We start from the raw sequence: 23,484 nt of genomic DNA, 5'->3' as shown, positions 1-23,484 counted from the left end.
GACGGGATTCGATTCAAAGCATGATGTCCCATCTCCCGACCTTGCCTGCGCTGCTTGAGCACGCACGCAACCCGCCGCCGCGCAAAGGCATTTCCCCGTTCCAGGTTGCTATTATTTTGATAGCTGGTTGCACCCATGCAGCAAGCATGGCCTGGCCTTTTGATTTTGGTTTTGCACAGGGCCAGCCGCTGTGGTGGCTGCAACTGCTGGCGCTTTTCCTGTTTGCCGCGCAACTTGACAGCTGCCGCTCCTGGAAACGTGCCGCGTGGATGGGCGGCCTTTTCGGCACGGCGATGTTGTGCAGCACCTTCTGGTGGCTGTTCATTTCCATGCACTACTACGGCGGGCTGGCCGCGTCACTGACCGTGCTGGCCATTGTGCTGCTTGCCGCCTTCCTGTCGCTTTACTACGCAGCGGCCAGCGCATTTTTCGTGAAGCTGGCGCCCAGACGCAGGCTGCCACGCGCCGCAGTGTTTGCAGCTCTCTGGCTGCTGGCGGAGCTGGCCCGGGTCGAGTTCTTTACCGGCTTTCCCTGGGGCGAGGGCGGCTATGCCCACGTCGACGGCTGGGCCAGGCCACTGGCCGCGTGGGTGGGCGTGCATGGGCTGACTTTCCTGGCAGCGCTGGTTGCAGCATGGCTGGCCATGACCCTGCGCTCATCCCATGTGCAATGGCTCAACGTGACCGGCATCCTGGTTGTCTGCATAGTGGCGGGTTACCTGCCGGTGCAAAGCGCCTGGCCCGGCGATGCCCCGGTCCAGCCCGCCGAGGCGCTGGGCGTTACGCTGCTGCAGGGGAACATTCCCCAGAACGAAAAATTCCAGCCCGGCACAGGCGTGGCCACAGCGCTGCGCTGGTACGGCCAGCAGCTGCGCGATGCGAAAGYGCCGCTGGTGGTGGCGCCTGAAACCGCCATCCCCGTGCTGCCCCAGCAATTGCCGGAAGGCTATTGGCAAGCGCTGCAGGCAAGGTTTGCCGCCGGCAACCAGGCGGCATTGATCGGCCTGCCGATTGGCAGCTCCCAGGCCGGGTACGCCAACTCTGTGCTGGGCTTCAAGCCCGGGCAAGCAGAGCCATACCGTTTCGACAAGCATCACCTGGTGCCGTTCGGCGAGTTCATACCGACGGGTTTCAGGTGGTTTATCGACATGATGCACATCCCGCTGGGCGACTTCAACCGGGGTGCGGTAGGGCAGGCTTCCTTCGAATGGAAAGGCCAGCGGCTGGCGCCCAACATCTGCTACGAAGACCTTTTTGGCGAAGAGCTGGGCGCACGCTTCATCGATCCTGCGCTCGCCCCGACGATTTTTGTCAATGTCAGCAACATCGCCTGGTTCGGCAACACCGTGGCGATTGACCAGCACCTGCAAATTTCGCGCATGCGCGCGCTGGAATTCAGCCGACCGATGATTCGTGCCACCAACACCGGCGCCACAGTCATCATCGACCACCAGGGCAAAGTCACGCATTCGCTGGAACGCCACACGCGCGGCGTGCTGAACGGCGACGTCCAGGGCCGCAACGGCATCACGCCGTATGCCCAGTGGGTGTCCCGCTACGGCCTCTGGCCGCTGTGGGGGCTGGGGTTGGGCGTTGCAGTCCTGGCTGGGGCGTTCCGCCGCCGTCGCTAGAGGTACAGCCTTTTAGGTCTGTGGCCCGCTAGATACGTGCGCGAGTAGCTATCAAAACAGTAGTGATGTAGCTAGTTCGCTGCGGCATGCCCAAATTAGCAGGGGGCCGCGGAACTGGCTTTGCCAGGCCGCAGGCGCCGCCCCTGGAAGGGGGAAGGCGCTACACGAAGTGAGCGTCCGACGGGGTGAGCTATATCTTCAGTGCGTTGCAGCCATCACGCCGTGCAGTAGCTCCGGCAGCATTTCTAACATCCGAATCGCATCCTGACCCGGCGGCGTGCTGCTCGCAAAATACATCTGGAGCGGCGCCTGGGCAAAATCATGCAGCGGCACCGCTGTCAATGATTGCGGGTCCAGGTTGCTGGCCGTCAGGAAGTCCACCACCGTCCAGCCCATGCCGCGCTTGACCAGCTCCAGCGCCAGCCGCGAGGTGTGCACCTGCAACCCTTCAGGGGCGGTCAGGCCCAGGTGGCGCGCCAGGTCGTCGATCGACTGGCACATCGGATCCTCACCCACCAGGCGGATCAGCGGCATGCTGGCCAGGAAAGACATCGGGTTCTGGCGCCTTGCCTTCACGGCCCGCTGCCAGATGTCGCGCGTGACGGCCAGGTAGAGCGGGCCGCTCACCAGTGTCGAGCTGGTCAGCAACGGGTGCGGGTGTTCATAAAAACCAAGGGCAAAGTCCACGCTGCGCGTCAGCAGTGCCTGCACCATCTGGTCCTGGTGCAGCGTGCGCACCTCGACGCGAACGCGCGGGTAGCGCGCCATGTGCCTTTCCAGCACCAGCGGCAAAAACTCATGGCTGACGGACGGAATGGCCGCAAGCCGCACCTGGCCGCCGGCCGACTGCCGCAGGTTGACGGCAATGCGCTTGAGCCCGTCCAGCTTCTGGTGGATTTGCGAAGACTCTTCAAACAGCACGCGCGCTTCGGGCGTGGGGGCCAGCGTGCCCTTGCCGCGGGTAAAAAGCTTGTAGCCCAGTTGCAATTCCGTGTGTGCAATCGTCTTGCTGACGGCCGAGGGCGTGATGCAGATCAGCCGCGCCGCGGCGCTCATGTTGCCGGTCTGCATCACCGCCTGGAAGACTTCAAGTTGCCTGAGGTTCATGTCGCTGCGGGTATGTCGCTGCCGGGTCGACGGAGATGCATGGGGCCATGCTGCTGAGGGGTGTGAGTTTTAGTCATACCCCTCGTTACATTATGCATCGCTGGGGGCTGCCAGCGTCGCTACGATGAGCCACCTTTGGCCGCAAGGCTGGGGAAATCGCCGCACAGGCTGGTGAAACCGCTTGTTTTGCTCGCTGTGCGCAAAAAATCAGACAAATTCCATTTCCTTGGAGACATACATGCAAATAGCCTCAACATTTCGTCACATGGGCGCTGCGCTTGGCCTGGTGGCCTTTACCTCGCTCGGCGCGCCCGCGCTGGCGCAAACCACCGCCAAACCCAATGTCGTGATCCTGGCCACCGGCGGTACTATCGCCGGCGCCGGCGCTTCGGCCCTGAACAGTGCGACCTACGCCGCCGCCAAGGTGCCGGTCGACAAACTGCTGGCCGGCCTGCCCGAGCTGGCCAACGTGGCCAACGTCAAGGGCGAGCAGGTCTCGCAAATTGCTTCCGAAAGTTTCACCAACGACAACCTGATGAAATTGGGCAAGCGCATCTCGGCGCTGGTCAAGCAGTCCGACGTGGACGGCATCGTGGTCACCCACGGCACCGACACCCTGGAAGAAACCGCTTACTTCCTCAACCTTGTGATCCGCACCAGCAAGCCCATCGTGGTGGTCGGCTCCATGCGCCCGGGTACGGCGCTGTCGGCCGACGGTGCGCTCAATCTGTTCAACGCCGTCAGCGTGGCCGCCAGCAAGGATGCCGCCGGCAAAGGCGTGCTGGTCACCATGAATGACGAACTCCAGAGCGGCCGTGATGTCACCAAAACCATCAACATCAAGACCGAGGCCTTCAAGAGCCAGTGGGGCCCGCTGGGCATGGTGGTAGAAGGCCAGAATTACTGGTTCCGTGCCCCTGTGAAGCGCCACACCGCGCAGTCCGAATTCAACATTGATGATTTCGAAGCGCTGGCGCCGGTCGACATCGTCTATGGTTATGGCAACGTGCCGCGCTCCGCGGTGGACTCCGTCGGCAAGACCGGCATCAAGGCCCTGATCCACGGCGGTACCGGCAACGGCTCCGTGGCCGACCGTGTGGTTCCCGCGCTGCAGGAAGTTCGCGCCAAAGGCATCCAGGTGGTGCGCTCCTCGCGTGTGCCCGAAGGCTTTGTGCTGCGCAACGCCGAGCAGCCTGACGACAAGTACGACTGGGTGGTCGCGCATGACCTGAACCCGCAAAAGGCCCGCATCCTGGCCGCCGTGGCCTTGACGAAGAACATTGACAGCAAGGAACTGCAGCGCATCTTCTGGCAGTACTGAGTTCACGCAGTTACAACAGGAAGAAAAGGGCGATGCCGGCAACGGCATCGCCCTTTTTTGTTTGCGCGGCGAGCGCGGGAAGTGCTTACAGCTGGCTCATGCCGCCGTCGACGATCAGCTCGGTGCCGACAATAAAAGCCGCTTCGGGCGATGACAAATACACCACGGCGCTCGCCACTTCATCGGGCGTGCCGAAGCGCTTGATCGGGACTTGCGCCTGGATGCTGGCGGCCAGCGCACCGAGCTGGTCTGCGGGCACGCCAAGCTTGCCGTACAGCGGCGTCGTAACCGGGCCGGGGCTCACCACATTGACGCGGATGCCGCGCGCGACCAGTTCACCTGACAGCGTTTTTGCCAGCGAAATCAGCGCCGCCTTGCTGGCGGCATAGACGCTGGAGTTGGGCATGCCGATATGGGCATTGATCGAGCCGTTCAGGATGATGGCGGCGCCCGTGTTCAGCAGCGGCGACAGCGCCTGGATCGCAAAGAACGCGCCTTTCACGTTGACGTTGAAGGTGTCGTCCCAGAGTGCTTCGTCCACGCTTTCCAGCTGGGCGAATTTGGCCAGGCCGGCATTGATGAACACGGCGTCCAGCGTGATGCCTTCGGCGGCCAATGCGCTGGCCAGTGCCTTGGCCGAGCCGCTGGCGCCTGCGTCGTTGCGCAGGGCGATGGCGCCTGTGCCCAGTTGGGCTTTGGCTTGGTCCAGTGACACCTGGTCCCGGCCGGTGATGACGACCCGCGCGCCTTGCCCGGCGAATTGCAAGGCGGTGGCCAGGCCGATGCCGCTGTTGCCACCCGTGACCAGCACGGTCTTGTTGGCGAAGCGGGGTGTGAATGAAGTGGTTTGCGTGGTCATGTCGATTTCCTTTGTCTTGGGTAGGGGGTTCCTGGTTCGGTGGGCTTCCTGCCTGCCGATGAGTCCAATGTAAGTTTCATCTTCTATTGGAAGAAGGCCGTAAAACTGATTTAATCATTCATCTTTTATGAATGATTGGGATTGAAATGGACCGGCTGCGTGCGTTTGAGGTGTTTGCCGCCGTGGTTGGCCGCGGCAGTTTCACGCGTGCGGCCGATGCGCTGGACACCTCGCCGGCCAACGTCACCCGCTATATCAATGAGCTGGAAGCCCACCTCGGCACGCGCCTGCTCAACCGCAGCTCCCGCAAGCTCTCGCTCACCGAAAGCGGCGAAGCGCTGTATGAGCGCAGCAAGTCGATTCTTGAAGAGGTTGCCGACGCGGAGGCGCTGGCCTCGTCGGCAACCCTGCAGCCGCGCGGGCGCCTGCGCATCAATGCGCCTGTGAGCTTTGGCATCCGTCACCTGGCGCCGCTGTGGCCGCGCTTCATGCAAAGCTATCCCGAGGTGGAACTCGACATTGCCCTCAGCGACCGCGTGGTGGACATCGTGGAAGAAGGCTACGACCTCGCCATACGCATCTCGCGCACGGGGCCGGCCACCCATGCAGCCCGCAAGCTCGCGACTTCCTGCAACATCCTCTGTGCCGCGCCGGACTATCTGAAAAAGCACGGCCGCCCGGCCGTGCCCGCCGACCTCGCGGGCCACAGCTGCCTGGGCTACACCTATGCCGCCACCGCCAACGAATGGCATTTCACCGACAACGAGGGCCGCCCGCACGCGGTCAAGGTCAACTACATCATGCACGCCAACAACGGCGATACCGCCCGCGAAGCGGCCGTGGCCGGGCTGGGCATCATCTGGCAGCCGGCTTTCCTGGTTGGGGAAGACCTGCGCGAAGGCCGGCTGGTGCCCCTGCTTCCCGGCTACCGCATGCCTGAAATCGACGTGCTGGCGGTGTACCCCAGCCGGCGGCACCTGAGCGCCAAGGTCCGTGTGATGGTGGATTTTCTGGTCGAGGCCTTCAAGACCGGCCCCGGCTGGTATGTGCCGCCCACCCAGATGCCGCCAGTGATGCCGACCGGTAAGGCGCTCACCAAGGCGCCCGCGCGCCGCCGCGTAAAATGACCGGCTTGGCGGCCGCCACCTGAGGCGCCGCTCCCCGGGCCTGCAATCCAGGTGCCCCGCGTTTGGCAAAACTCCACTCTTATGCTTACTTTCCAGCAAATTATTTTGAAGCTGCAGTCCTATTGGGCTGACCAGGGTTGCGCGCTGCTGCAGCCCTACGACATGGAAGTCGGCGCAGGCACTTCGCACACCGCGACGTTTCTGCGCGCGCTGGGCCCCGAGCCCTGGAAAGCCGCCTATGTGCAGCCCAGCCGCCGCCCCAAGGACGGCCGCTACGGCGAGAACCCCAACCGCCTGCAACACTATTACCAGTACCAGGTCGTGCTCAAGCCGGCACCCGCCAATATCCTTGAGCTCTACCTCGGCTCTCTGGAAGCGCTGGGCTTTGACCTGAAGAAAAACGACATCCGTTTTGTCGAAGACGATTGGGAAAACCCGACGCTGGGCGCCTGGGGCCTGGGCTGGGAAGTCTGGCTCAACGGCATGGAAGTCACGCAGTTCACCTACTTCCAGCAGGTCGGCGGCATCGACTGCAAACCCGCCACCGGCGAAATCACCTACGGCCTGGAACGCCTGGCCATGTATTTGCAAGGCGTGGACAACGTCTACAACCTGACCTGGACCGAAGGGCCTGATGGCTCAAAGCTCAGCTACGGCGACGTCTACAAACAGAACGAGGTTGAGCAGTCGACCTACAACTTCGAACACAGCGACGCCGATTTCCTCTTCACCGCCTTCACCGCGCACGAAAAGCAGGCCAAGCACCTGATCGATGTGCAATTGGCCCTGCCGGCCTATGAGCAGGTGCTGAAAGCTGCCCACAGCTTCAACCTGCTGGACGCCCGCGGCGCCATCAGCGTGACCGAGCGCGCCGCCTACATCGGCCGCATCCGCAACCTCGCCCGAGCCGTGGCGCAAAGCTATTACGAAAGCCGCGAGCGCCTGGGCTTCCCGATGGCACCGCGTGAATGGGTCGAGCAAATGGCGAAGAAAGCCGCCTGATGATTCTGGAAATCGCCCAGTTGCAGGTCAAGCCCGGCGAAGCGTCCGCTTTCGAGGCGGCTTTTGCCCAGGCGCAGGCCATCATCGCGTCAATGGGCGGCTACCAGGGCCACGAGTTGCAGCGCTGCCTGGAAAACGACCACCACTACATGCTGCTGGTGCGCTGGAACACCCTGGAAGACCACACCGTGGGTTTCCGCCAGTCAGAGCCCTACCAGGCGTGGCGCAAGCTGCTTCACCATTTTTACGATCCGTTTCCCACGGTGTTGCACTACGCCGATGCCACACCAAGACGGTGAGCTGATCTCCGATGCCCACCATCTTTTCCCACATCGCCGTTCCCGTTGCAGCCGCAGTGGCGCTGGGCAGCAAGCGCATACCGCCTTCCATGCTGGTGGCGGGCATGGTCGCGGCCATCCTTCCCGACTTTGACGGAGTCGCTTTCAAGCTCGGCATCCATTACGGCGGTATCTGGGGGCATCGCGGCTTTACCCATACCCTGGGCTTTGCGCTCGTGGTGGGCCTCATCGGCTGGTGGCTGGCGCGGCACTGGAAACTGGCGCCATGGCAGGGCTATGCGTGGATAGCGCTTTGCGCGTTCTCGCATCCCCTGCTGGACACCCTGACCAATGGCGGCGTGGCCATTCCGTTGTACTGGCCGTTTTCCGAGCAGCGGTTTTTCAGCCCCTGGCGGCCCGTTGAGGTGTCGCCGGTCTCCTTTTCCCGGTTCTTCACGCAACGCGGCGCCGACGTGTTGCTCAATGAGATCCAAACCATCTGGCTGCCGCTGATGGTTGCATCCCTGGCCATTTTTGCGCTCCGACATTCCCGAAAAAACCAATGAACGGTTCTCAAAATATTCTTGTTGAACTGTTTGTCGAGGAGCCGCTGCTCAAGGCCGCTCACAGCTGCAACTTGCTGCTCGCGCGTGGCGCCATCGGTGTGACGGGCCATGCGCCCTGCATTGGCCGCATCCGCAACCTGGCGCAAAGTGGTTACTTCGCGCCGCGTCGATGGGTAGAACAGATGCCGACGAAGGCCGCCTGACCCATGAAGTCAATACTGTTGACAAGCGCAACGCTGGCGGGGCTTGCCATGCTCGGTGCTGCCGTGCCTTCGGCTGCACAGCCGCAGGTGCAATCTCCGGTGCAACTTGACGCCAAGTCCAATCGCCAGGCGCAGTACGAAGTGGCTCTGGGACACATGCGTACCGGGAAGGCTCAAGCATGCCGGGGCGACCTGGCGTTGTTGCGTTATCCGTATGAGGCGGGTTACCGGCACGCACGGAATGCCGCAGGAATCAATGCAGAAGAAGCGCCAGCGGATGCGCGGCGAAAGGATTTGTTGCAAGCCATCGTCAGGCTCCCTGTGAGGCTGGCTCGGCCCGGTGGCGCTCGTGATGCGGCGCCCGATGAGGCCGGCGCCGCGACAGCCCGGCAGGCGGCGCGGGCATCTTTTACTTCTGCGGTTGCGATCCTCGAAAAGCTGCTCGCTGGCGATCCCGGGCAGGCCGCGTGGCAGCGTGATCTGGCGATGTCGTATTCGCGCCTGGCTGAAGTGTCAGGTGTGTGGGCCACAAGCCGCGATCTGCACCAAAAAGCCGTCGATCTGCAAAAAAGCCTTGTCGCGAAAGATCACGCCAGCAGTGCGTGGCGGCATGACCTTGCGGAGCTATACCGGGGTCTGGGCTCCGCGCAGTTCGGCATGGGTGGAGAAAAGCCGGCGCGCGCCGCCAGAATCGCCGAACTCGAACTGCGAGAAAAGCTGGCCGAGGAGGCGCCCTCCAACGCCGCACTGCAGCATGAACTTGCGCTGAACTACGACCGATTGGGCGAGATGTTCCACATCGTGGTCAACGTCAGCCAGGCGCGCGACGCGTACCAGGCCGGCTTTGAAGTCCACAAGAAGCTGGTGCAAGGTGACCCCGCCAACCTCGTGTGGCAACGCGATCTGGCGCACAACCGCGCCAGCGCTGGTGAGTTTGAAAGCAACAAGGGTAAAAGCGACGTTGGCGCCCAGTTGCTGCGGGAGGCCCTGCGGTTGCGCACGGCCATTGTGGAGCGTGACCCCGCCAGTATCAACGCCCAGATGGATCTGCGCAGCAGCTACCTGCAGATCGCCGACGATCACCTCAACGCCGGGCGAACTGACGCCGCCGTGGCGGTTTATGGTGACGCACTCCAACACATGCAACGCCTGGCGGTGGCACATCCCACCGACCCCGGCTGGCTGTATTACCAGCTAGAGTTCCAGTTTCGCATCGGCGAGGCGATCCAGGACGAAATCCGGCCGCGATTAGGCACCCGCGTTGCGCCACCGCCCGAGCAGGTCGCGCGCGTAACCGCGCAGACCGAGAAAATTGGTCAGTCGATGCTTGCGACCGCGCGTGCGCTGGTTGGCATGAGCGCTACCTCCGAAACCACCCGAATCTACGAAACCGCGCAGGCACCCCGCCTGTGCACAATCTCACTATGACAACCCAAAGCCTGCTTGTTGAACTGTTTGTTGAAGAGCTGCCCCCGAAGGCGCTGAATAAGCTGGGCGATGCCTTTTCCGGCGTGCTGTTCGAGCAGCTCAAAGCCCAGGGCCTCACCGCAGCTGATTCGGTGCTCACCGCCTTCGCCTCGCCGCGCCGCCTGGCCGCGCATGTCACTGCGGTTGCCGCCCAGGCCGTCGACAAAGCCGTTTCGCAAAAGCTCATGCCGGTGGCGGTGGGGCTCGATGCGTCGGGTAATGCCACACCCGCGCTGCTCAAAAAGCTGCATGCACTGGGCGCCGATGCGTCGGCTGTGGCTGGCCTCAAGCGTGCGCCCGACGGCAAGGCAGAGGCGCTGTTTTACGACAGTGTCGTCAAGGGGGCTACGTTGGTTGAAGGTCTGCAGAAAGCCTTGCTCGAAGCCATTGCCAAACTTCCTATCGACAAGCGGATGACCTACCAGCTGGCCGACGGCTGGAGTGATGTGAAGTTTGTACGTCCCGCGCACGGCCTGGTCGCGCTGCATGGCAGCTCGGTGGTCGCTATCGAGGCGTTGGGCCTCAAAGCCGGCAACGCCACGCATGGCCACCGCTTTGAAGCGGCCGTCGACCCGGTGGTGCTCAAGGATGCCGACAGCTACGCCGCTACCCTGCAAAAAGACGGCGCGGTGATCGCCAGTTTTGCCGCGCGCAAAGCCGAAATCGTCAAGCAGCTTGCTGCAGCCGCAGCCAAAGTTGGCGGCGGCGCCAGGGCGATTGAAGACGACGCGCTGCTGGATGAAGTGACTGCGCTGGTCGAGCGTCCCAACGTGCTGGTCTGCGAATTCGAAAAAGAATTCCTCGGCGTGCCGCAGGAATGCCTGATCCTCACGATGAAGGCCAACCAGAAGTACTTCCCGTTGCTGGACGCGTCGGGCAAGCTCACCAACAAGTTTCTGGTCGTCAGCAATATCAGCCCAACGGATGCCAGCGCCGTGATTGGCGGCAACGAGCGCGTCGTGCGCCCGCGCCTGGCGGATGCCAAATTCTTCTTCGACCAGGACCGCAAGAAGACGCTGGCTTCGCGCGTTGAAGGCCTGGGCAAGGTGGTGTATCACAACAAGCTGGGCACGCAGGGTGAGCGTACGCAGCGCGTACGCGCCATTGCCGAGGCCATTGCCAATCGCCTGAATGCCAATGTGGCCGATGTACAGCGCGCCGCCGAGCTGGCCAAGACCGACCTGGTGACTGACATGGTCGGCGAGTTCCCCGAGCTGCAGGGCACCATGGGCCGCTACTACGCGCTCAACGACGGTCTCAGTGCCGATGTGGCCGACGCGATTGAGGACCACTACAAGCCGCGTTTTGCCGGCGACGAACTGCCGCGCAACACCGTCGGCGTCATCGTCGCGCTGGCCGACAAGCTGGAAACGCTGGTCGGCATGTTCGGCATCGGCAATCTGCCGACCGGCGACAAGGACCCGTTCGCGCTGCGCCGCCATGCGCTGGGCGTGATCCGCATGCTGGTCGAGAAAGACCTGCCTTTGGACCTGCTTGAGCTGGTTCAGGGCGCCCAGCCGGTGTTCGGTGACAAGATCCAGGACGCGTCCATCGCGTTGGTCGATTTCATCTACGACCGCCTCGCCGGTTCCCTGCGCGAGCAGGGCTACAGCGCGCAAGAAGTCGATGCCGTGCTGGCCCTCAAACCCCAGCGCCTGGGCGATGTGGCCAAACGCCTGTCGGCTGTGCGCGCCTTTGCCGCGCTGCCCGAAGCACCGGCTCTCGCTGCGGCCAACAAGCGCGTCGGCAATATCCTGAAGAAGGCTGAAGGCACGGTTGAAGCAGCCGTCAAACCCGAGCTGCTGCAGGAAGCTGCCGAGAAATCCCTCGCGGATGCATTGAAAACAGTGGCGCCCAAAGCCGAAGCCGCTTTTGCCGCCGGTGACTACGCAGCATCGCTGCAGGCATTGGCCGCCCTGAAGGCGCCGGTGGATGCCTTCTTCGACGGCGTGATGGTCAATGCCGAAGACCCGGCGCTGCGCGCCAACCGCCTCGGGCTGCTGGCGACGCTGCACCAGGCCATGAATAAAGTGGCCGACCTGTCGCGCCTGGCGGTGTAACAGCGATGACGACGCCAGAATCGCCAAATAACCCTGAGATGGCGCAAGTGCGTCCGGCTCTGCGGTTTGAGCTTGTGCTTGGCACGTTCGCCGGCGTAGTGGTCCTCGCTTATGTGCTGGCGTATCTGGCGCTGATGTTGTTTGGTTTCGATTATGGGAGTGCCATTTTTGACGTTGCGCCCTTGTTTGGCGCATTGATGGCCAGTTGGCAGTGCGCCAAGCCCTATCGTTTCACGCTGACGAACATGGACTATTGGATACTTATTGTTGGCTGTCTGGTCATCGAAACCGGTATTTCGGCTCTGGTGATTTCCCAGTTCAATCCGCGCATACTGGCGATGCACCTTACCTTACTGCCTATGCGCCTGGGCTTTCATTTGCTGGCCCTGATGTACTTGTATTCGGATAAGCGGATGGCCCGGCAAATAACGTCGCTTGCGTCGGGGCAAAAAAAGTGAAGTGATGCATCACAAATGAAGTACTGTTTATCTAGCTACCAGCCTTATTCACCATGAAACTCGTCATCCTCGACCGCGACGGCACCATCAACAGCGACAGCGACGACTTCGTCAAGGCGCCGGACGAGTGGTTGCCGCTGCCGGGTTCGCTGGAGGCCATTGCGCGCCTGAACCACGCCGGCTGGCACGTCGTGATCGCGTCCAACCAGTCGGGGCTGGGGCGCGGCCTCTTCGACGTGGCGGCGCTCAACGCCATGCACGCCAAGATGCACAAGCTGCTGGCCGCTGTCGGCGGGCGCATCGATGCGGTGTTTTACTGCCCGCATGCCCCCGAGGAAAGCTGTACCTGCCGCAAGCCGTTGCCTGGCCTTTTTGAGCAGATCGGTGCGCGTTTCGGCGTGCCGCTCAAAGGCGTGCCCACCGCAGGGGATTCTTTGCGCGACCTGCAGGCCGGTGCGGCTGCCGGGTGCGAGCCCCACCTGGTCCTGACGGGCAAGTCGGCGCGCTACCGCAGCGGCGGGCGGCCCGAGGGCCTGCCCGAAGGCACCCAGCTGCACACCGATTTATCGGCATTTGCCGATTTCATCCTGGAACGCAGCGCCCGGCCCCTGCAAGTTGCCTTGTAGGTGATGCTATAAAAATGCTAGCTGCCCGCGCTGACCAGATAAGGGTTAGAGCCTTAAAACATCGTGAAAACTGCTGTACACCAGCATCCAAAACCTGCCTGATACCGGAAACCTTGACATGCGCCTGATTCGATCAATTCTTCACCTGCTGTGGATGGCCATCACAGTGATCCCCTGGGCTACTTTCGTGGTGATTGCCTCGGTGTTCGTCAGCAGCAATACCATGTACTGGATGTGCGCGGGCTGGCTGCGCGTGGCGGTCAGCGGCGGTACGTTCATCCTGGGCATCAAGAACCGGGTGACCGGCATGGAAAACCTCCCCACGGGCCAGACCAGCGCAGCCGTGCTGCTGCTCAAGCACCAGAGCACCTGGGAGACCCTGTGCATGCCCACGCTGATGCCGCACCCGCTGGCCTATGTGTTCAAGAAAGAGCTGCTCTACGTGCCGTTCTTCGGCTGGGCCATGGCGCGCATGGACATGATCCACATCGACCGGAGCCAGCGGTCGCAGGCTTTCAACAAGGTCGTGGTGCAGGGCAAGCGCCTGATGGCGCAGGGAACCTGGGTCATCATGTTCCCCGAAGGCACGCGCATCCCGCGCGGCCAGAAGGGCACTTACAAATCCGGCGGTACGCGCCTGGCCATTGAAACCGGCGCTCCCGTGATCCCGATTGCCGTGACCTCGGCCAAATGCTGGCCGCGCAAGGCCTTCATCAAAACCCCGGGCATCGTTGACATCTCCATCGGCAAGCCGATCGACAGCACCGGCCGGCAGCCCGACGAGTTGATGCGCGAGGTGGAAACCTGGATCGAAGCCGAAATGCGGCGCCTTGACCCCGAGGCTTATGCCGGTGAAGTGGTCGCCACGCCCGCCACACCCGTCGTACCCAATACCTGAGCGGCCAGCCTGCCCATGCTGTCAAGCTAAACTGCCATGATGCAACGGCTTCTTCAGTTCACGCTCGACCTGTTTGATTCCGCGCCGGCGCCGCTTGCTGGCGTTCCCAGCGGCTCAAAAGCCAGAAAAAACAGGCAAAAAAGGCCTGTAGCCCCCATAAATACTGCGCCGACAGCTATCGAAAACATAGCGAATGGTGAGTTCGTGGGGCCGCAACTACCCGCCCAAACCTTGCAGCAGGCGCTGGCACCCGCCACCTTCCGCCATCCGCGCGCCACCCGTGAGACCGTGCTGGACGGCATTTTGGTGGCTTATGAGTTCCGCCGCAGCAAACGCAAGACCATCGGCTTTTCTGCCGGCGCCGACGGCCTCACGGTGAGCGCGCCCAAATGGGTGCCGTTGTATGAAATCGACAAGGCGGTGCTGGAAAAATCCGGCTGGATCCTGGCCAAGCTGCAGGAAACCCGCGTGCGCCATGAGCGCCTGGAGTCCGCACGCATTGACTGGAAGGACGGCACCACGCTGCCTTTCCTGGGTGACCAGGTCATTGTGGTGATCGATCCGCGGCACGCTTTCGGCGGCGTCGGCGCCGAACTCAAAACCGGCACCGCGGCTGCCGAAGTCTTGTTGCAGGGCAACGACGATGCGTCCAACGGCACCTTGCCCGGTGTGGCGCAGCTGACGCTGCACGTGGGCCTGCCCCACCATGCCACGCCCGAGCAGATCCGCGACGCCGTGCAGGCCTGGCTGATGCGCCAGGCCAAGCGCATCTTTACCGAGCGGCTCAACCATTTCGCGCCGCACCTGGGCGTGCAGTGGCACAAGCTCAGCCTTTCCAGCGCCGGCACCCGCTGGGGCAGCGCCAGCGCGGATGGCTCCATCCGGCTGAACTGGCGCTTGATCCATTTCAAGCAGTCGGTGATCGACTACGTGGTGGTTCATGAATTGAGCCATTTGCGTGTCATGGACCACAGCCCGCGCTTTTGGGACACCGTGCGCGCGGTGGTGCCCGACTACGCCGAGCTGCGCGGCCAGCTCAAGGACGAAGCAATTCCCCGCTGGTAGGCCGGCGCTGCTGCGTTTTGCACGTCCGTTGAGCGACGTCAAAGGGGGTACAAATCACAGTACTGCGGCGTTTCTTTACTTGGTAATATGAGAAAACACCAAAAACCAGAAAACGACAGGGATTGACTCCGCGCACCTGAAGTCCACATGAACGACAAACTCATACTTGTAGTTGAAGACAACCCGGACCACCTGGAACTGACCGTGCTGACGCTGGAGGAGCAGGGCGTCACAGCCGAGATTGCCGTCGCCCGGGACGGTGTGCAGGCGCTGGACTTTCTGTTCGGCCAGGGTGCCCATGCGGGGCGCGACACGCAAAGGCAGCCGGCTTTCATCCTGCTCGACATGAAGCTGCCCAAGCTGTCCGGCCTGGACGTACTGCGCAGCGTGCGGGCCAATCCCCTGACCGCGCTGGTGCCGGTCGTCATGCTGACATCTTCCAGCGAGCGGTCCGACATCGTGGCGTGTTACCAGAGCGGGGCCAACGGGTTTGTCCGTAAACCCGTCGATTTTGGGGGGCTGACCGAAAAGCTCAACCGCCTGCAGGCGTACTGGCTGGGCGTCAATGAATCCATCGCGGCCGGCTGACATCCCGTGACGCACCGGTGGCCCAGAAACACCCGGTGCCGGTACCTGCGGCGCTGATGCCATGAAGCTTCAAATCACGCTGCGGACCCGCCTTGTCATGCTCGTGCTGGTGGCGATCGTGCCGATGTTTGGCCTGTCCATTTTCAAGGCCGTCTACAACGCCGACACCGCCGTCGAGCGCGCCCAGACCGACCTGCAATTCGCCGCATCGCTGGCCGCATCCAGCCAGCAGCGCCTGGCGGAATCGGCCCGGCAGATACTGACGGCGATTGTTCATGTGCCCGGCCTGCGGGACGGCAACGCCGACCGCTGCAACCGCTACCTTGTAGAGCTCAACAAGCTGTTTCCGCTTTACGCCAATTTCGGCATTGTGGGAACGGACGGCTATGCGCTGTGCAACGGGCAGGAAGGCGTGCGGCTCGGCTACCTGGGCGACCGTGCCTATTTCCGCAATGCTGTTGAGCAGCGCAGCTTTGTGGTGGGTGAATACATTGTGGGACGTGCCACGGGCCGGCCTTCCATCACATTTGCGTTGCCGCTGCTGGACAAGGACGGGCGCGTTGACATTGTGGCTTTTGCGTCGGTAGACCTGGCCGAGATGGCGAAGTCCACCATCGACGTCCAGCTGCCGCCCGGCGGCGCGCTGGGCATACACGACCGTGGTGGCGTGCTGCTGGCTGGCAAGCCCGACCTCCCCATACGAATCGGGCAGGTGGCCAGAAGCCCCGTGCTGAAGGCGGCCGTGCAGCAGATGCGTACCGGAACCAGCGATGGGCCGGACGGCACCGGGCAGCGCCGCCTGTGGGCTTTCATGCCCAGCAGCCCCGACGTGCACGCCGCTTTTTTTGTGGCGGTCAGCCTGGACCGCGAACTGGTCGTGGGCGCCAGCCGGGAACAGCTGTGGCTGGAACTGGTGGTGTTGTTGCTGGTGGCATTTGTGGGCGGCGGCGTCGCCTGGGTCATTGGCGGGCGTGCCATCGTGGAGCCCACCCGAAACATCCTTGAGGCCATCCGGCAGCTCCAGAACGGCCGGCTGGATGTGCGGATACCGCCAGGCCGGCCTGACGACTTCGGGGAGTTTGCGAGGATATCCACAGGTTTTAACCGCATGGCCGAGTCGCTTGAGCAACATCGGAGTGTCCTGGAGGCTGAACTGGCAAACAGCGAAGCCATCCAGCAGAAACTGCGGGACGCCCAGCGCCTGGGCCGCATCGGCTACTGGCAGCTGGACACCGGCACCGATGAAAGCTGGTGGTCCGATGAGGTGTACGAGGTGCTCGGCGTTGACCGCACGACCTTTGACAGGAGCCACGGCAGATTCATGCAACTGGTCCATCCCGGGGACCGCCAGGCCTTCAAGGAACGGCGCGATCTGTCCGTTCGGACCAACCAGCCGCTGGACATTGAGTTCCGCATCGTCACGTCCGCCGGCGAGATTCGATGGGTCCACCTGTTTGGCCGCGCTGACGAAGCACAGCCCGGGGACACCGGGCAGGAGGGGCAAGGCGCGGGCCGCGGCCCGTCGGGGCGCCGCCGCTCCGGCGTGATCCAGGAAATTACCGACCGCAAGCGCGCGGAACTGGTGGTGGCCCGCAGCACGGAGCTGCTGAACCGCACCGGCGCGCTGGGGAAAGTCGGTGGATGGGAGGTCGCTGTCGACACCATGACGCCTTACTGGTCTGAAGAAATTTACCGCATCCACGAACTCGATCCGGCGGCCGGCCTGGGGGTTGAGGAGGCGCTCGACTTTTACGCACCCGAAGCGCGGCGCACCATCCGCTCGGTCGCCCTGGCTGCCCTGAAGCAGGGTACGCCATGGGACCTGGAGCTGCCCCTCATCACGGCAAAGGGCCGGCGCATCTGGGTGCGCACGCAGGGCCGGGCTTTGCAGCGGGACGGCAAGGTTGTGAGCCTGGTCGGCGTGCTGCAGGACATCACGGAACAGCACGAAGCGCAGGCGCACCTGCGCCTTCTGGAAACCGCCGTATCCCGGCTCAACGACATTGTGCTCATCACCGAGGCCGCACCCATCGATGGCGCCGGCCCGCGCATCATCTTTGTCAACGACGCTTTTGAGCGCCGTACCGGTTACACGCGCGAAGAGGTGCTGGGAAAAACGCCACGCCTGATGCAGGGCCCCAAAACGCAGCGGGACGAGCTCGACCGCATCAAGGCTGCACTGGAAAAATGGCAGCCCGTGCGCGCCGAGCTGATCAATTACACCAAGAGCGGCGAGGAGGTCTGGCTGGAGCTCGACATTGTTCCGATCACCGACACCAAAGGCCACTACACCCACTGGGTCGCGGTGCAGCGCGACATCACCCAGCGCAAGCTGGCAGAGCAGGCGCTGGTAGAAAGTGAACACCGCTACTCGGCTCTCTTTGAAATGGCGCCGATCCCGATGTGGGTTTTTGACGCCGAGACCTATCGCTTCCTCATGGTCAACGAAGCCGCCGTCAAGAGCTATGGCTATACGATGGAAGAGTTTCTGTCGATGACGATCTACGACATTCGCAGCGAAGCAGAAGCTCAAAACCTCCGGACCCAGCACGCCGCCTCGCCTTTGATCGTCAAGGAGCGTTGGGAGCATCGCCGCAAGGACGGGTCGTTTTTCACCGCCCGCCCTTTTTCAACCTCGGTGCGGTATGCCGGCCGCCCGGCGCGTTTTGTCCTGGCACTGGATATCTCGGCCCAGGTCAAGGTTGAAAATGAGGTCCAGGAACACCTGTACACCTTGCAGCGCGCCGCTGACGCGGCCCAGGCCATCACCTGGCACCAGACGCTTGAAAGCACCATGCACGAGGTGGCCGAACAGGCCCGGGGGGTGATAGGCGCGCACCAGGCGATCGTCAGCCTCACCGTGAACAGCGACTGGGGGCAGGCCATCAACGCCCTGTCGCTTTCCGAAAAATATGCGAAATACCGGGACATGATCGAGGCGCCCGACGGCACCGGCATTTACGCCCTGGTCTGCCAGACCAACCGGTCCATGCGCATGACACAGGCAGAGCTGGAGGCGCATCCGCGCTGGCGCGGCTTCGGCAGCTACGCCGACAAGCATCCGGCCATGCGCGGCTGGCTGGCCGTACCGCTGACGGGCCGCGACGGCAAAAACATCGGGCTGCTCCAGCTGTCCGACAAATACCAGGGCGAGTTCACGCAGGAGGACGAATATGTGGCGCTCGAACTGGCCCAGCTCGCGTCCATCGCCATCCAGAACTCCCGCCTGATCGAGGAGGTCAGCCAGCTCAACACCGGGCTGGAGCAGAAAGTGGCGGACCGCACGCTGGCGCTGGAACGCCAGCAGGCCCTCTTCAAGGCGCTGGCCGAACAGGCGCCCCAGGTGGTATGGACCAGCGATCCGGACGGCGCGGCCACCTACTTCAACCGCGCCTGGTTTGACCTGGCGGGCGGCAAGATGGAGGACTGGACCGGCACGCAATGGTTTGCCGCCATTCATCCGGACGACCTCCCCGATATCAGGGCCCGCTGGCAGGTCGCCCGGGAGACGCGGTCGCAATATTCGGGCATACGCCGCGTGCTGGCCCGGGACGGCGTGCACACCATGTCCTACCGCGCATCGCCCGTGCTGGACGAACGCGGTGAAGTGGCCTTTTGGGTGGGCATCGACGCGGACATCACCGAGATCAAGGCCATTGAAGCCGCCCTGCGCCTGTCCAACCAGGAACTCGAAGCGTTTTCATACTCCGTGTCGCACGACCTTCGCTCGCCGCTAAACACCGTTGACGGCTTCAGCCGCCTGCTGGGCAAACACCTGGGGGCCGATGCCGGCGAGAAGGTGACGCACTACCTGGCACGTATCCAGGCCGGCGTGGCGCAGATGGGGCAACTGATTGAAGACCTGCTGTCGCTGGCGCAGGTGTCGCGCACCCCCCTGAATAACAAGGTGGTGGACCTGTCGGAGCTTGCCCGCATCATCCTGGACGAATGGCGGGTGCGCGACCCCGAGCGCAAGGTTGCGGTGAACATCGAAAAAGGCCTGAAGGCGCACGGCGACAGCCGGCTGGTCCGGGTGGTGATGGAAAACCTGATCGGCAATGCCTGGAAGTTCAGCGCCCAGCAACCCCTCAGCGAAATCACGGTAGGCTGCCAGCTTGATGCCGCGGGGCTGCCGGAGTTTTTCGTCAGGGACAACGGTGCCGGCTTCGACATGGCTTATGCCGACAAGCTCTTCAAGCCGTTTCAGCGTCTGCATGCTGTCGCGGAGTTTCCGGGCACGGGCATCGGGCTGGCCACCGTCAGCCGCGTGATCAAGCGGCACGGCGGCAGGTTGTGGGCCGAGGCGGCGCCCGGCAAGGGGGCAACGTTCTTCTTCACCCTGCCCACCGCACCGCTGTCTCCCTGACGCTGGCAGTGCCCGCTGGTGTTAGTTGATGCTTACTATCATTTTCTGTGAAGCGATTGAGTCGAATTGATTAAAATGCCCAAAATGAAACACTCCAATCCCCGTTCGGTCTGCCATGGCGCGTGAACCCAAGTCCTTCGAGGCCGCGATCACGGCTGCGGATTTCTCCAGCGAGGATTACTGCGGCACCAGCTATGCAGCCAAGCTTCTGGGGCTCTCCGTTGCGACGGTGCAGTCCCTGGTTGAAAAAGGGGAAATCGAGGCGTGGAAGACGCTGGGTGGGCACCGCCGCATTGCGCTGCAGTCCATCAACGCCTACCTGGCCAAAAACAGCCCACAGCTGTCCCGCGTCGACACCGACCCCAAAAGCCGCCTGCGGGTGCTGATGGTGGAAGACGACGAAGACACCCGCGAGCTGTACCGCTGCCAGTTTGAAGACTGGGACCTGCCGGTTGACTGCACCTGGATGCCATCTGCCCTGGAGGCCATGATGGATATCGCCAGCATGCGGCCCGACCTGCTGATCACGGACCTGTCCATGCCCGGCGTGGACGGCATTGAGATGCTTAAGGCGCTCAAACGCAACGTGCAGCTGGCCGATATGCAAATCGTGGTGATCAGCGGCCTGCCGCCCGACGCCATTGAGGCCCGCGGGGGCCTGCCGCAGCACGCCCACCTGCTGAAAAAACCTGTCAACTTTGAATGGCTGCACGGTTACCTCACCGCTTTGGTGACGGCTAACCGGAAGTGGCGTAGTTAAGCCCCCACGCTTTTCACTTCGCCTTCGGCTTCGTGTAATGCGCTGCCCCCCGAGGGGGCGCTGCGCCTGCGGCCCGGCAAAGCCGGTTCCGCGGCCCCGGCTGGTAAAGAAGGGGTCCCACGATCACTCATTCCTATGTGCCGAATCGGGCTGCAGGCCAATAGGGACGAGCGCGAGCAGCTACTAAAAACATAGCGGCCATGCTTGTGAGTGCAGCTCCGCCTGGCTCTGTTTACGGACCAACGCTGCTGAAACGGTAAATCCCATCGGCATCCAGCCGGCGCGTGAGCTTTTCGCCAAACCACAACGCATGCAGGTGCGCCACGGCTTCGCCCATGGCGAAGGTGGTCTGGTGCAGGTCCAGCTTGCGGGGGAACATAATGGGCAGTATGTCGGCCGCGCTGCAGGGCGCGGCGGTGCAGGCCTGCATGACTTCGGCCAGCCGGTCGCGATGGTGGTCGTGCAGCTGGCCTATGCGTGTGTGCAGGCCGCGAAAGGGTTTGCCGTGTGACGGCAGCACCAGCGTGTCTTCAGGCAGCGGCAGGAATTTGTCGATGGATTCCAGAAACAGCGTGAGCGCGTTCGACTCCGGCTCCATGTCGTACACGCTGACATTGGTCGAAATGCGCGGCAACACCATGTCGCCGCTGATGAGGGTGTTCAACTCTTCGCAGTGCAGCGCGATGTGTTCGGGTGCATGGCCGTAGCCGCTGATGCAGCGCCAGTCGCGCCCACCGATCCGAACCGTCATGCCGTCCATGATGCGGACGTAGCTGGCCGGCACGGCCGGCACCATGCCGGGGTAGTAGCTGGCCCGGCCGCGTATTTTCTCGACGGATTCCGGGTCAACCAGTCCGTGCGCGGCAAAAAAGCGCGCGGCGCTCTCGCCGCCGAAGCCGGTGGTGCTTTGCGAGCCAATGCGGGCTGACAGGTAGTCGGTGGCGCTGATCCACAACATGCAAACGTGTTTGGGCGTGGTCCAGCGCTCACACAGCCAGTGCGCCAGGCCGATGTGGTCGGGGTGCATGTGCGTCACGATGACGCGCAGCACCGGCAGGCCCTCAAGCTGGGTGGCAAAAACCGCCTCCCACTGCGCTATCGACTCGTCCCGGCTGATGCAGCAGTCCACGATGGTCCAGCCCTGGATCTTCGCGCCCGCCCGGTCCGGGTCGTCCATCTCGTCGCGCAGCAGCCACAGGTTGATGTGGTTCAGCGCAAAAGGCAGGGCCATGCGTATCCACTTGACGCCCGGCGCCACCTCCATGGTCATGCCCGACTCGGGCAGGGTGTCTCCAAAGGGGTAATCCAGTTGCTGCTCAAGGAGGTTCATGTCATCATTCGCGGTATATTTGACGTTTACGTAAACGTCATACACAACCATTGTAGGGACCGCGCCTGTTTCGCGCTGTCGCCCGCGTTTGCAAAGACCACATCATGGCCACCACCTACACCATCAGCGACCTGGCAAAAGAGTTTGACCTGACGACGCGCGCCATGCGTTTTTACGAAGACATGGGCTTGCTGCAGCCCCAGCGCGAAGGCGCGGGCGGGCGCAACCGCGTCTACACCGCGCGTGACCGTACCCGGCTCAAGCTTACCCTGCGCGCCAAGCGCCTGGGCCTGTCGCTGACCGAGGCCAAGGACATCATCGACATGTATGACAGCCCGCGCGACACCGGGCCGCAGCTGCGCAAGTTCCTCGCCATCCTGGCGCAGCACCGTGCACAGCTGGAGGAGCAGATGACCGAGCTGCAGGGCAACATCGAGGAGGTGAAAACGCACGAGCGCGAGGCCAAGGCGCTGCTGGCGAAACTTGAGAAGGCGAAGCAGGCGGCGTAGCGGTGACCTGCTTTGCGACTAGCCCCATGACGATCGATTCCCTGCGCCGCGCGGCCCTGGTCCTGTTCGCGGTGGGCCTGCCCGCCCTCGCGGCGGCCCAACAGGGATGCACCGGCTCATTCCTCAACCCTCAGCAGCGATTTCCGTTCAACGAAGCGCGGGCGGCTGCTGCGCCGGCGGTGTTTGGCCATGGCCTGCCATTGGAGAACGTGACGTATCGCGTTGCCGGGGATCCCGAAGCTCATTCGCTCGAGGAGTACCTGGCCCGTTTCTGCACGACGGGACTTCTCGTCCTGCATGAGGACCGGATCGTCTATGAGCGATACCTGCAGGGAACCGGCGCCCAGGACGCGCTGCACTCGGCGTCCATGTCGAAGACGATCCTGTCGCTGCTGGTCGGCGTGGCGATCGCGGAAGGCAAGCTGGCGCTGGACACCACCGTCAGGCAGGTCTTGCCCGACTTCGGAGCCAGCGCATTTGCCGACGACACGGTGGAGGATCTGCTGCGAATGGCCACCTCGGCCAAGCTTCATGCCGCCTACGAGGCGGGCGCAATATCGGACAACCGCGCGACCGACCCCACCGTCTCGCCGCGCCAGAGCATGCGGCGCTACCTGAAGGAGAAGACGGAGCGATCGCCCGCCGGCAAAACCTTCAGCTACAACGGCGCGGTGACCGCGTTGCTCGGCCTCATGCTGAGCGAACGTACCGGCATGAGCAACACCGCGTATCTGGAGGACAGGATATGGTCGCGCCTCGGGGCCGAGGGCGGCGGCTTCTGGATCAAGAACTTCCACGGCGAGGAGGGCGTTCAAGGCCAGTTCGCCGCGCGCCTGCGCGACTACGGCCGGCTGGGAGCGCTGGTGCTGAACCGGGGGCAGGCGGCAGGCGGGCAGGTCGTGCCCGCCGCATGGATCGACGAGATGGTCATGCTGCGGCCGGACAAGCCGCAGCCCAAGGGGGCCCCGTTCTATGGGTTGCACGTCTGGATTCCGCAGGCGGCCGGCGGCCGGTCCTTTTTCTGGGGTGTCGGCGGCCAGAATATCTTTGTCGATCCCGTCGCCCGCATGGTGATTGTCCATACGGGCAATTCGCGGGAAGCGCAATTTGCCGGCGATGCACATCTCTTTCCCCTTCGTGACGCGATCGCACGGACTCTCAGGTCGCGCGCGAAGCTTTCACCGCCCTTGGACAGTGCTTCCGCCAGCAGGCATAATTGACGTTTACGTAAACGTCAACTAAAACAAGAGCCGCCTTTTATCC

The 23,484-nt window shown here is 63.0% G+C and carries 21 protein-coding genes; 18 read left to right on the top strand and 3 right to left on the bottom strand.

Annotation, left to right across the window (positions count from 1 at the left end; all coding sequences use genetic code 11):
• Positions 1-20: 20 nt before the first annotated feature.
• A complete protein-coding gene (gene lnt / locus AC1DY9_RS13900) occupies positions 21-1,631 on the top strand; it encodes an apolipoprotein N-acyltransferase (RefSeq protein ID WP_477666846.1) in 1,611 nt (536 codons plus the stop codon).
• 198 nt (positions 1,632-1,829) lie between these two features.
• Here lnt and AC1DY9_RS13895 read toward each other — a convergent pair whose 3' ends face one another.
• Complete coding sequence (locus tag AC1DY9_RS13895; RefSeq protein ID WP_457282813.1) at positions 1,830-2,738, bottom strand: LysR family transcriptional regulator; 909 nt, start codon at positions 2,736-2,738, stop codon at positions 1,830-1,832.
• Positions 2,739-3,003: 265 nt separating this feature from the next.
• Here AC1DY9_RS13895 and AC1DY9_RS13890 point away from each other — a divergent pair, with 265 nt between their 5' ends.
• Positions 3,004-4,059: an asparaginase gene (locus AC1DY9_RS13890; protein ID WP_457282876.1), complete on the top strand. Its 1,056-nt coding sequence runs from the start codon at positions 3,004-3,006 to the stop codon at positions 4,057-4,059.
• Between the two features lie 85 nt (positions 4,060-4,144).
• On the opposite strand, the gene AC1DY9_RS13885 is transcribed toward AC1DY9_RS13890, so the two are convergent.
• Positions 4,145-4,918, bottom strand: a complete 774-nt coding sequence (locus tag AC1DY9_RS13885) for an SDR family oxidoreductase (protein WP_477666845.1) — start codon at positions 4,916-4,918, stop codon at positions 4,145-4,147.
• A gap of 146 nt (positions 4,919-5,064) precedes the next feature.
• Between AC1DY9_RS13885 and AC1DY9_RS13880 the strand changes: the two genes are divergently transcribed.
• The 14 genes from AC1DY9_RS13880 to AC1DY9_RS13815 all read left to right on the top strand — a co-directional run bounded on the left by AC1DY9_RS13880 (position 5,065) and on the right by AC1DY9_RS13815 (position 20,382).
• Positions 5,065-6,045 carry a LysR family transcriptional regulator gene (locus tag AC1DY9_RS13880; RefSeq protein ID WP_477666969.1) on the top strand — a complete coding sequence of 327 codons (981 nt, stop codon included), beginning with the start codon at positions 5,065-5,067 and terminating at the stop codon, positions 6,043-6,045.
• 81 nt (positions 6,046-6,126) lie between these two features.
• Complete coding sequence (gene glyQ / locus AC1DY9_RS13875; protein ID WP_348049382.1) at positions 6,127-7,047, top strand: glycine--tRNA ligase subunit alpha; 921 nt, start codon at positions 6,127-6,129, stop codon at positions 7,045-7,047.
• A complete protein-coding gene (locus AC1DY9_RS13870) occupies positions 7,047-7,346 on the top strand; it encodes an antibiotic biosynthesis monooxygenase family protein (protein WP_477666844.1) in 300 nt (99 codons plus the stop codon). Before glyQ ends, AC1DY9_RS13870 begins: the two co-directional genes overlap by 1 nt.
• A gap of 11 nt (positions 7,347-7,357) precedes the next feature.
• On the top strand, positions 7,358-7,891 hold the full coding sequence (locus tag AC1DY9_RS13865) for a metal-dependent hydrolase (RefSeq protein WP_477666843.1): 534 nt from the start codon (positions 7,358-7,360) through the stop codon (positions 7,889-7,891).
• Entirely contained in the window at positions 7,888-8,094 is a 207-nt protein-coding gene (locus tag AC1DY9_RS13860) for a hypothetical protein (protein ID WP_477666842.1), read from the top strand. Before AC1DY9_RS13865 ends, AC1DY9_RS13860 begins: the two co-directional genes overlap by 4 nt.
• A gap of 3 nt (positions 8,095-8,097) precedes the next feature.
• The gene (locus AC1DY9_RS13855; protein WP_477666841.1) at positions 8,098-9,522 is read left to right on the top strand and encodes a tetratricopeptide repeat protein; all 1,425 of its coding nucleotides are present in this window, start codon (positions 8,098-8,100) and stop codon (positions 9,520-9,522) included.
• Complete coding sequence (glyS, locus tag AC1DY9_RS13850; protein ID WP_477666840.1) at positions 9,519-11,621, top strand: glycine--tRNA ligase subunit beta; 2,103 nt, start codon at positions 9,519-9,521, stop codon at positions 11,619-11,621. Before AC1DY9_RS13855 ends, glyS begins: the two co-directional genes overlap by 4 nt.
• A gap of 5 nt (positions 11,622-11,626) precedes the next feature.
• Entirely contained in the window at positions 11,627-12,079 is a 453-nt protein-coding gene (locus AC1DY9_RS13845; protein WP_477666839.1) for a hypothetical protein, read from the top strand.
• 53 nt (positions 12,080-12,132) lie between these two features.
• Complete coding sequence (gmhB, locus tag AC1DY9_RS13840; RefSeq protein WP_457282820.1) at positions 12,133-12,705, top strand: D-glycero-beta-D-manno-heptose 1,7-bisphosphate 7-phosphatase; 573 nt, start codon at positions 12,133-12,135, stop codon at positions 12,703-12,705.
• A gap of 118 nt (positions 12,706-12,823) precedes the next feature.
• The gene (locus AC1DY9_RS13835; protein ID WP_477666838.1) at positions 12,824-13,603 is read left to right on the top strand and encodes a lysophospholipid acyltransferase family protein; all 780 of its coding nucleotides are present in this window, start codon (positions 12,824-12,826) and stop codon (positions 13,601-13,603) included.
• Positions 13,604-13,642: 39 nt separating this feature from the next.
• A complete protein-coding gene (locus AC1DY9_RS13830) occupies positions 13,643-14,668 on the top strand; it encodes a M48 family metallopeptidase (protein ID WP_477666837.1) in 1,026 nt (341 codons plus the stop codon).
• Positions 14,669-14,815: 147 nt separating this feature from the next.
• Positions 14,816-15,256, top strand: coding sequence for a response regulator (locus AC1DY9_RS13825; protein ID WP_348049366.1), 441 nt, complete (start codon positions 14,816-14,818; stop codon positions 15,254-15,256).
• A 61-nt stretch (positions 15,257-15,317) separates the two neighbouring features.
• On the top strand, positions 15,318-19,622 hold the full coding sequence (locus tag AC1DY9_RS13820) for a PAS domain S-box protein (RefSeq protein ID WP_477666836.1): 4,305 nt from the start codon (positions 15,318-15,320) through the stop codon (positions 19,620-19,622).
• Between the two features lie 115 nt (positions 19,623-19,737).
• Positions 19,738-20,382: a response regulator gene (locus AC1DY9_RS13815; protein ID WP_457282824.1), complete on the top strand. Its 645-nt coding sequence runs from the start codon at positions 19,738-19,740 to the stop codon at positions 20,380-20,382.
• A 232-nt stretch (positions 20,383-20,614) separates the two neighbouring features.
• On the opposite strand, the gene AC1DY9_RS13810 is transcribed toward AC1DY9_RS13815, so the two are convergent.
• Complete coding sequence (locus tag AC1DY9_RS13810) at positions 20,615-21,712, bottom strand: MBL fold metallo-hydrolase (RefSeq protein ID WP_477666835.1); 1,098 nt, start codon at positions 21,710-21,712, stop codon at positions 20,615-20,617.
• A 104-nt stretch (positions 21,713-21,816) separates the two neighbouring features.
• Here AC1DY9_RS13810 and AC1DY9_RS13805 point away from each other — a divergent pair, with 104 nt between their 5' ends.
• Both AC1DY9_RS13805 and AC1DY9_RS13800 read left to right on the top strand, forming a co-directional pair.
• On the top strand, positions 21,817-22,221 hold the full coding sequence (locus AC1DY9_RS13805) for a MerR family transcriptional regulator (protein ID WP_477666834.1): 405 nt from the start codon (positions 21,817-21,819) through the stop codon (positions 22,219-22,221).
• 26 nt (positions 22,222-22,247) lie between these two features.
• Entirely contained in the window at positions 22,248-23,441 is a 1,194-nt protein-coding gene (locus AC1DY9_RS13800; protein WP_477666833.1) for a serine hydrolase domain-containing protein, read from the top strand.
• Positions 23,442-23,484: the final 43 nt, after the last annotated feature.

This window comes from Polaromonas sp. P1_F6 (assembly GCF_056405695.1).
Note: the sequence above shows the minus strand (reverse complement) of the source record. Positions and strands in the feature narration are given on the sequence as shown.

Bases quoted from the DNA above. Each gene is read 5' to 3' on its own strand.
- AC1DY9_RS13895 (WP_457282813.1), bottom strand. From the start codon at position 2,738: ATGAACCTCAGGCAACTTGAAGTCTTCCAGGCGGTGATGCAGACCGGC.
- AC1DY9_RS13890 (WP_457282876.1), top strand. From the start codon at position 3,004: ATGGGCGCTGCGCTTGGCCTGGTGGCCTTTACCTCGCTCGGCGCGCCC.
- AC1DY9_RS13885 (WP_477666845.1), bottom strand. From the start codon at position 4,918: ATGACCACGCAAACCACTTCATTCACACCCCGCTTCGCCAACAAGACC.
- AC1DY9_RS13880 (WP_477666969.1), top strand. From the start codon at position 5,065: ATGGACCGGCTGCGTGCGTTTGAGGTGTTTGCCGCCGTGGTTGGCCGC.
- glyQ (WP_348049382.1), top strand. From the start codon at position 6,127: ATGCTTACTTTCCAGCAAATTATTTTGAAGCTGCAGTCCTATTGGGCT.
- AC1DY9_RS13870 (WP_477666844.1), top strand. From the start codon at position 7,047: ATGATTCTGGAAATCGCCCAGTTGCAGGTCAAGCCCGGCGAAGCGTCC.
- AC1DY9_RS13865 (WP_477666843.1), top strand. From the start codon at position 7,358: ATGCCCACCATCTTTTCCCACATCGCCGTTCCCGTTGCAGCCGCAGTG.
- AC1DY9_RS13860 (WP_477666842.1), top strand. From the start codon at position 7,888: ATGAACGGTTCTCAAAATATTCTTGTTGAACTGTTTGTCGAGGAGCCG.
- AC1DY9_RS13855 (WP_477666841.1), top strand. From the start codon at position 8,098: ATGAAGTCAATACTGTTGACAAGCGCAACGCTGGCGGGGCTTGCCATG.
- glyS (WP_477666840.1), top strand. From the start codon at position 9,519: ATGACAACCCAAAGCCTGCTTGTTGAACTGTTTGTTGAAGAGCTGCCC.
- AC1DY9_RS13845 (WP_477666839.1), top strand. From the start codon at position 11,627: ATGACGACGCCAGAATCGCCAAATAACCCTGAGATGGCGCAAGTGCGT.
- gmhB (WP_457282820.1), top strand. From the start codon at position 12,133: ATGAAACTCGTCATCCTCGACCGCGACGGCACCATCAACAGCGACAGC.
- AC1DY9_RS13835 (WP_477666838.1), top strand. From the start codon at position 12,824: ATGCGCCTGATTCGATCAATTCTTCACCTGCTGTGGATGGCCATCACA.
- AC1DY9_RS13830 (WP_477666837.1), top strand. From the start codon at position 13,643: ATGCAACGGCTTCTTCAGTTCACGCTCGACCTGTTTGATTCCGCGCCG.
- AC1DY9_RS13825 (WP_348049366.1), top strand. From the start codon at position 14,816: ATGAACGACAAACTCATACTTGTAGTTGAAGACAACCCGGACCACCTG.
- AC1DY9_RS13820 (WP_477666836.1), top strand. From the start codon at position 15,318: ATGAAGCTTCAAATCACGCTGCGGACCCGCCTTGTCATGCTCGTGCTG.
- AC1DY9_RS13815 (WP_457282824.1), top strand. From the start codon at position 19,738: ATGGCGCGTGAACCCAAGTCCTTCGAGGCCGCGATCACGGCTGCGGAT.
- AC1DY9_RS13810 (WP_477666835.1), bottom strand. From the start codon at position 21,712: ATGAACCTCCTTGAGCAGCAACTGGATTACCCCTTTGGAGACACCCTG.
- AC1DY9_RS13805 (WP_477666834.1), top strand. From the start codon at position 21,817: ATGGCCACCACCTACACCATCAGCGACCTGGCAAAAGAGTTTGACCTG.
- AC1DY9_RS13800 (WP_477666833.1), top strand. From the start codon at position 22,248: ATGACGATCGATTCCCTGCGCCGCGCGGCCCTGGTCCTGTTCGCGGTG.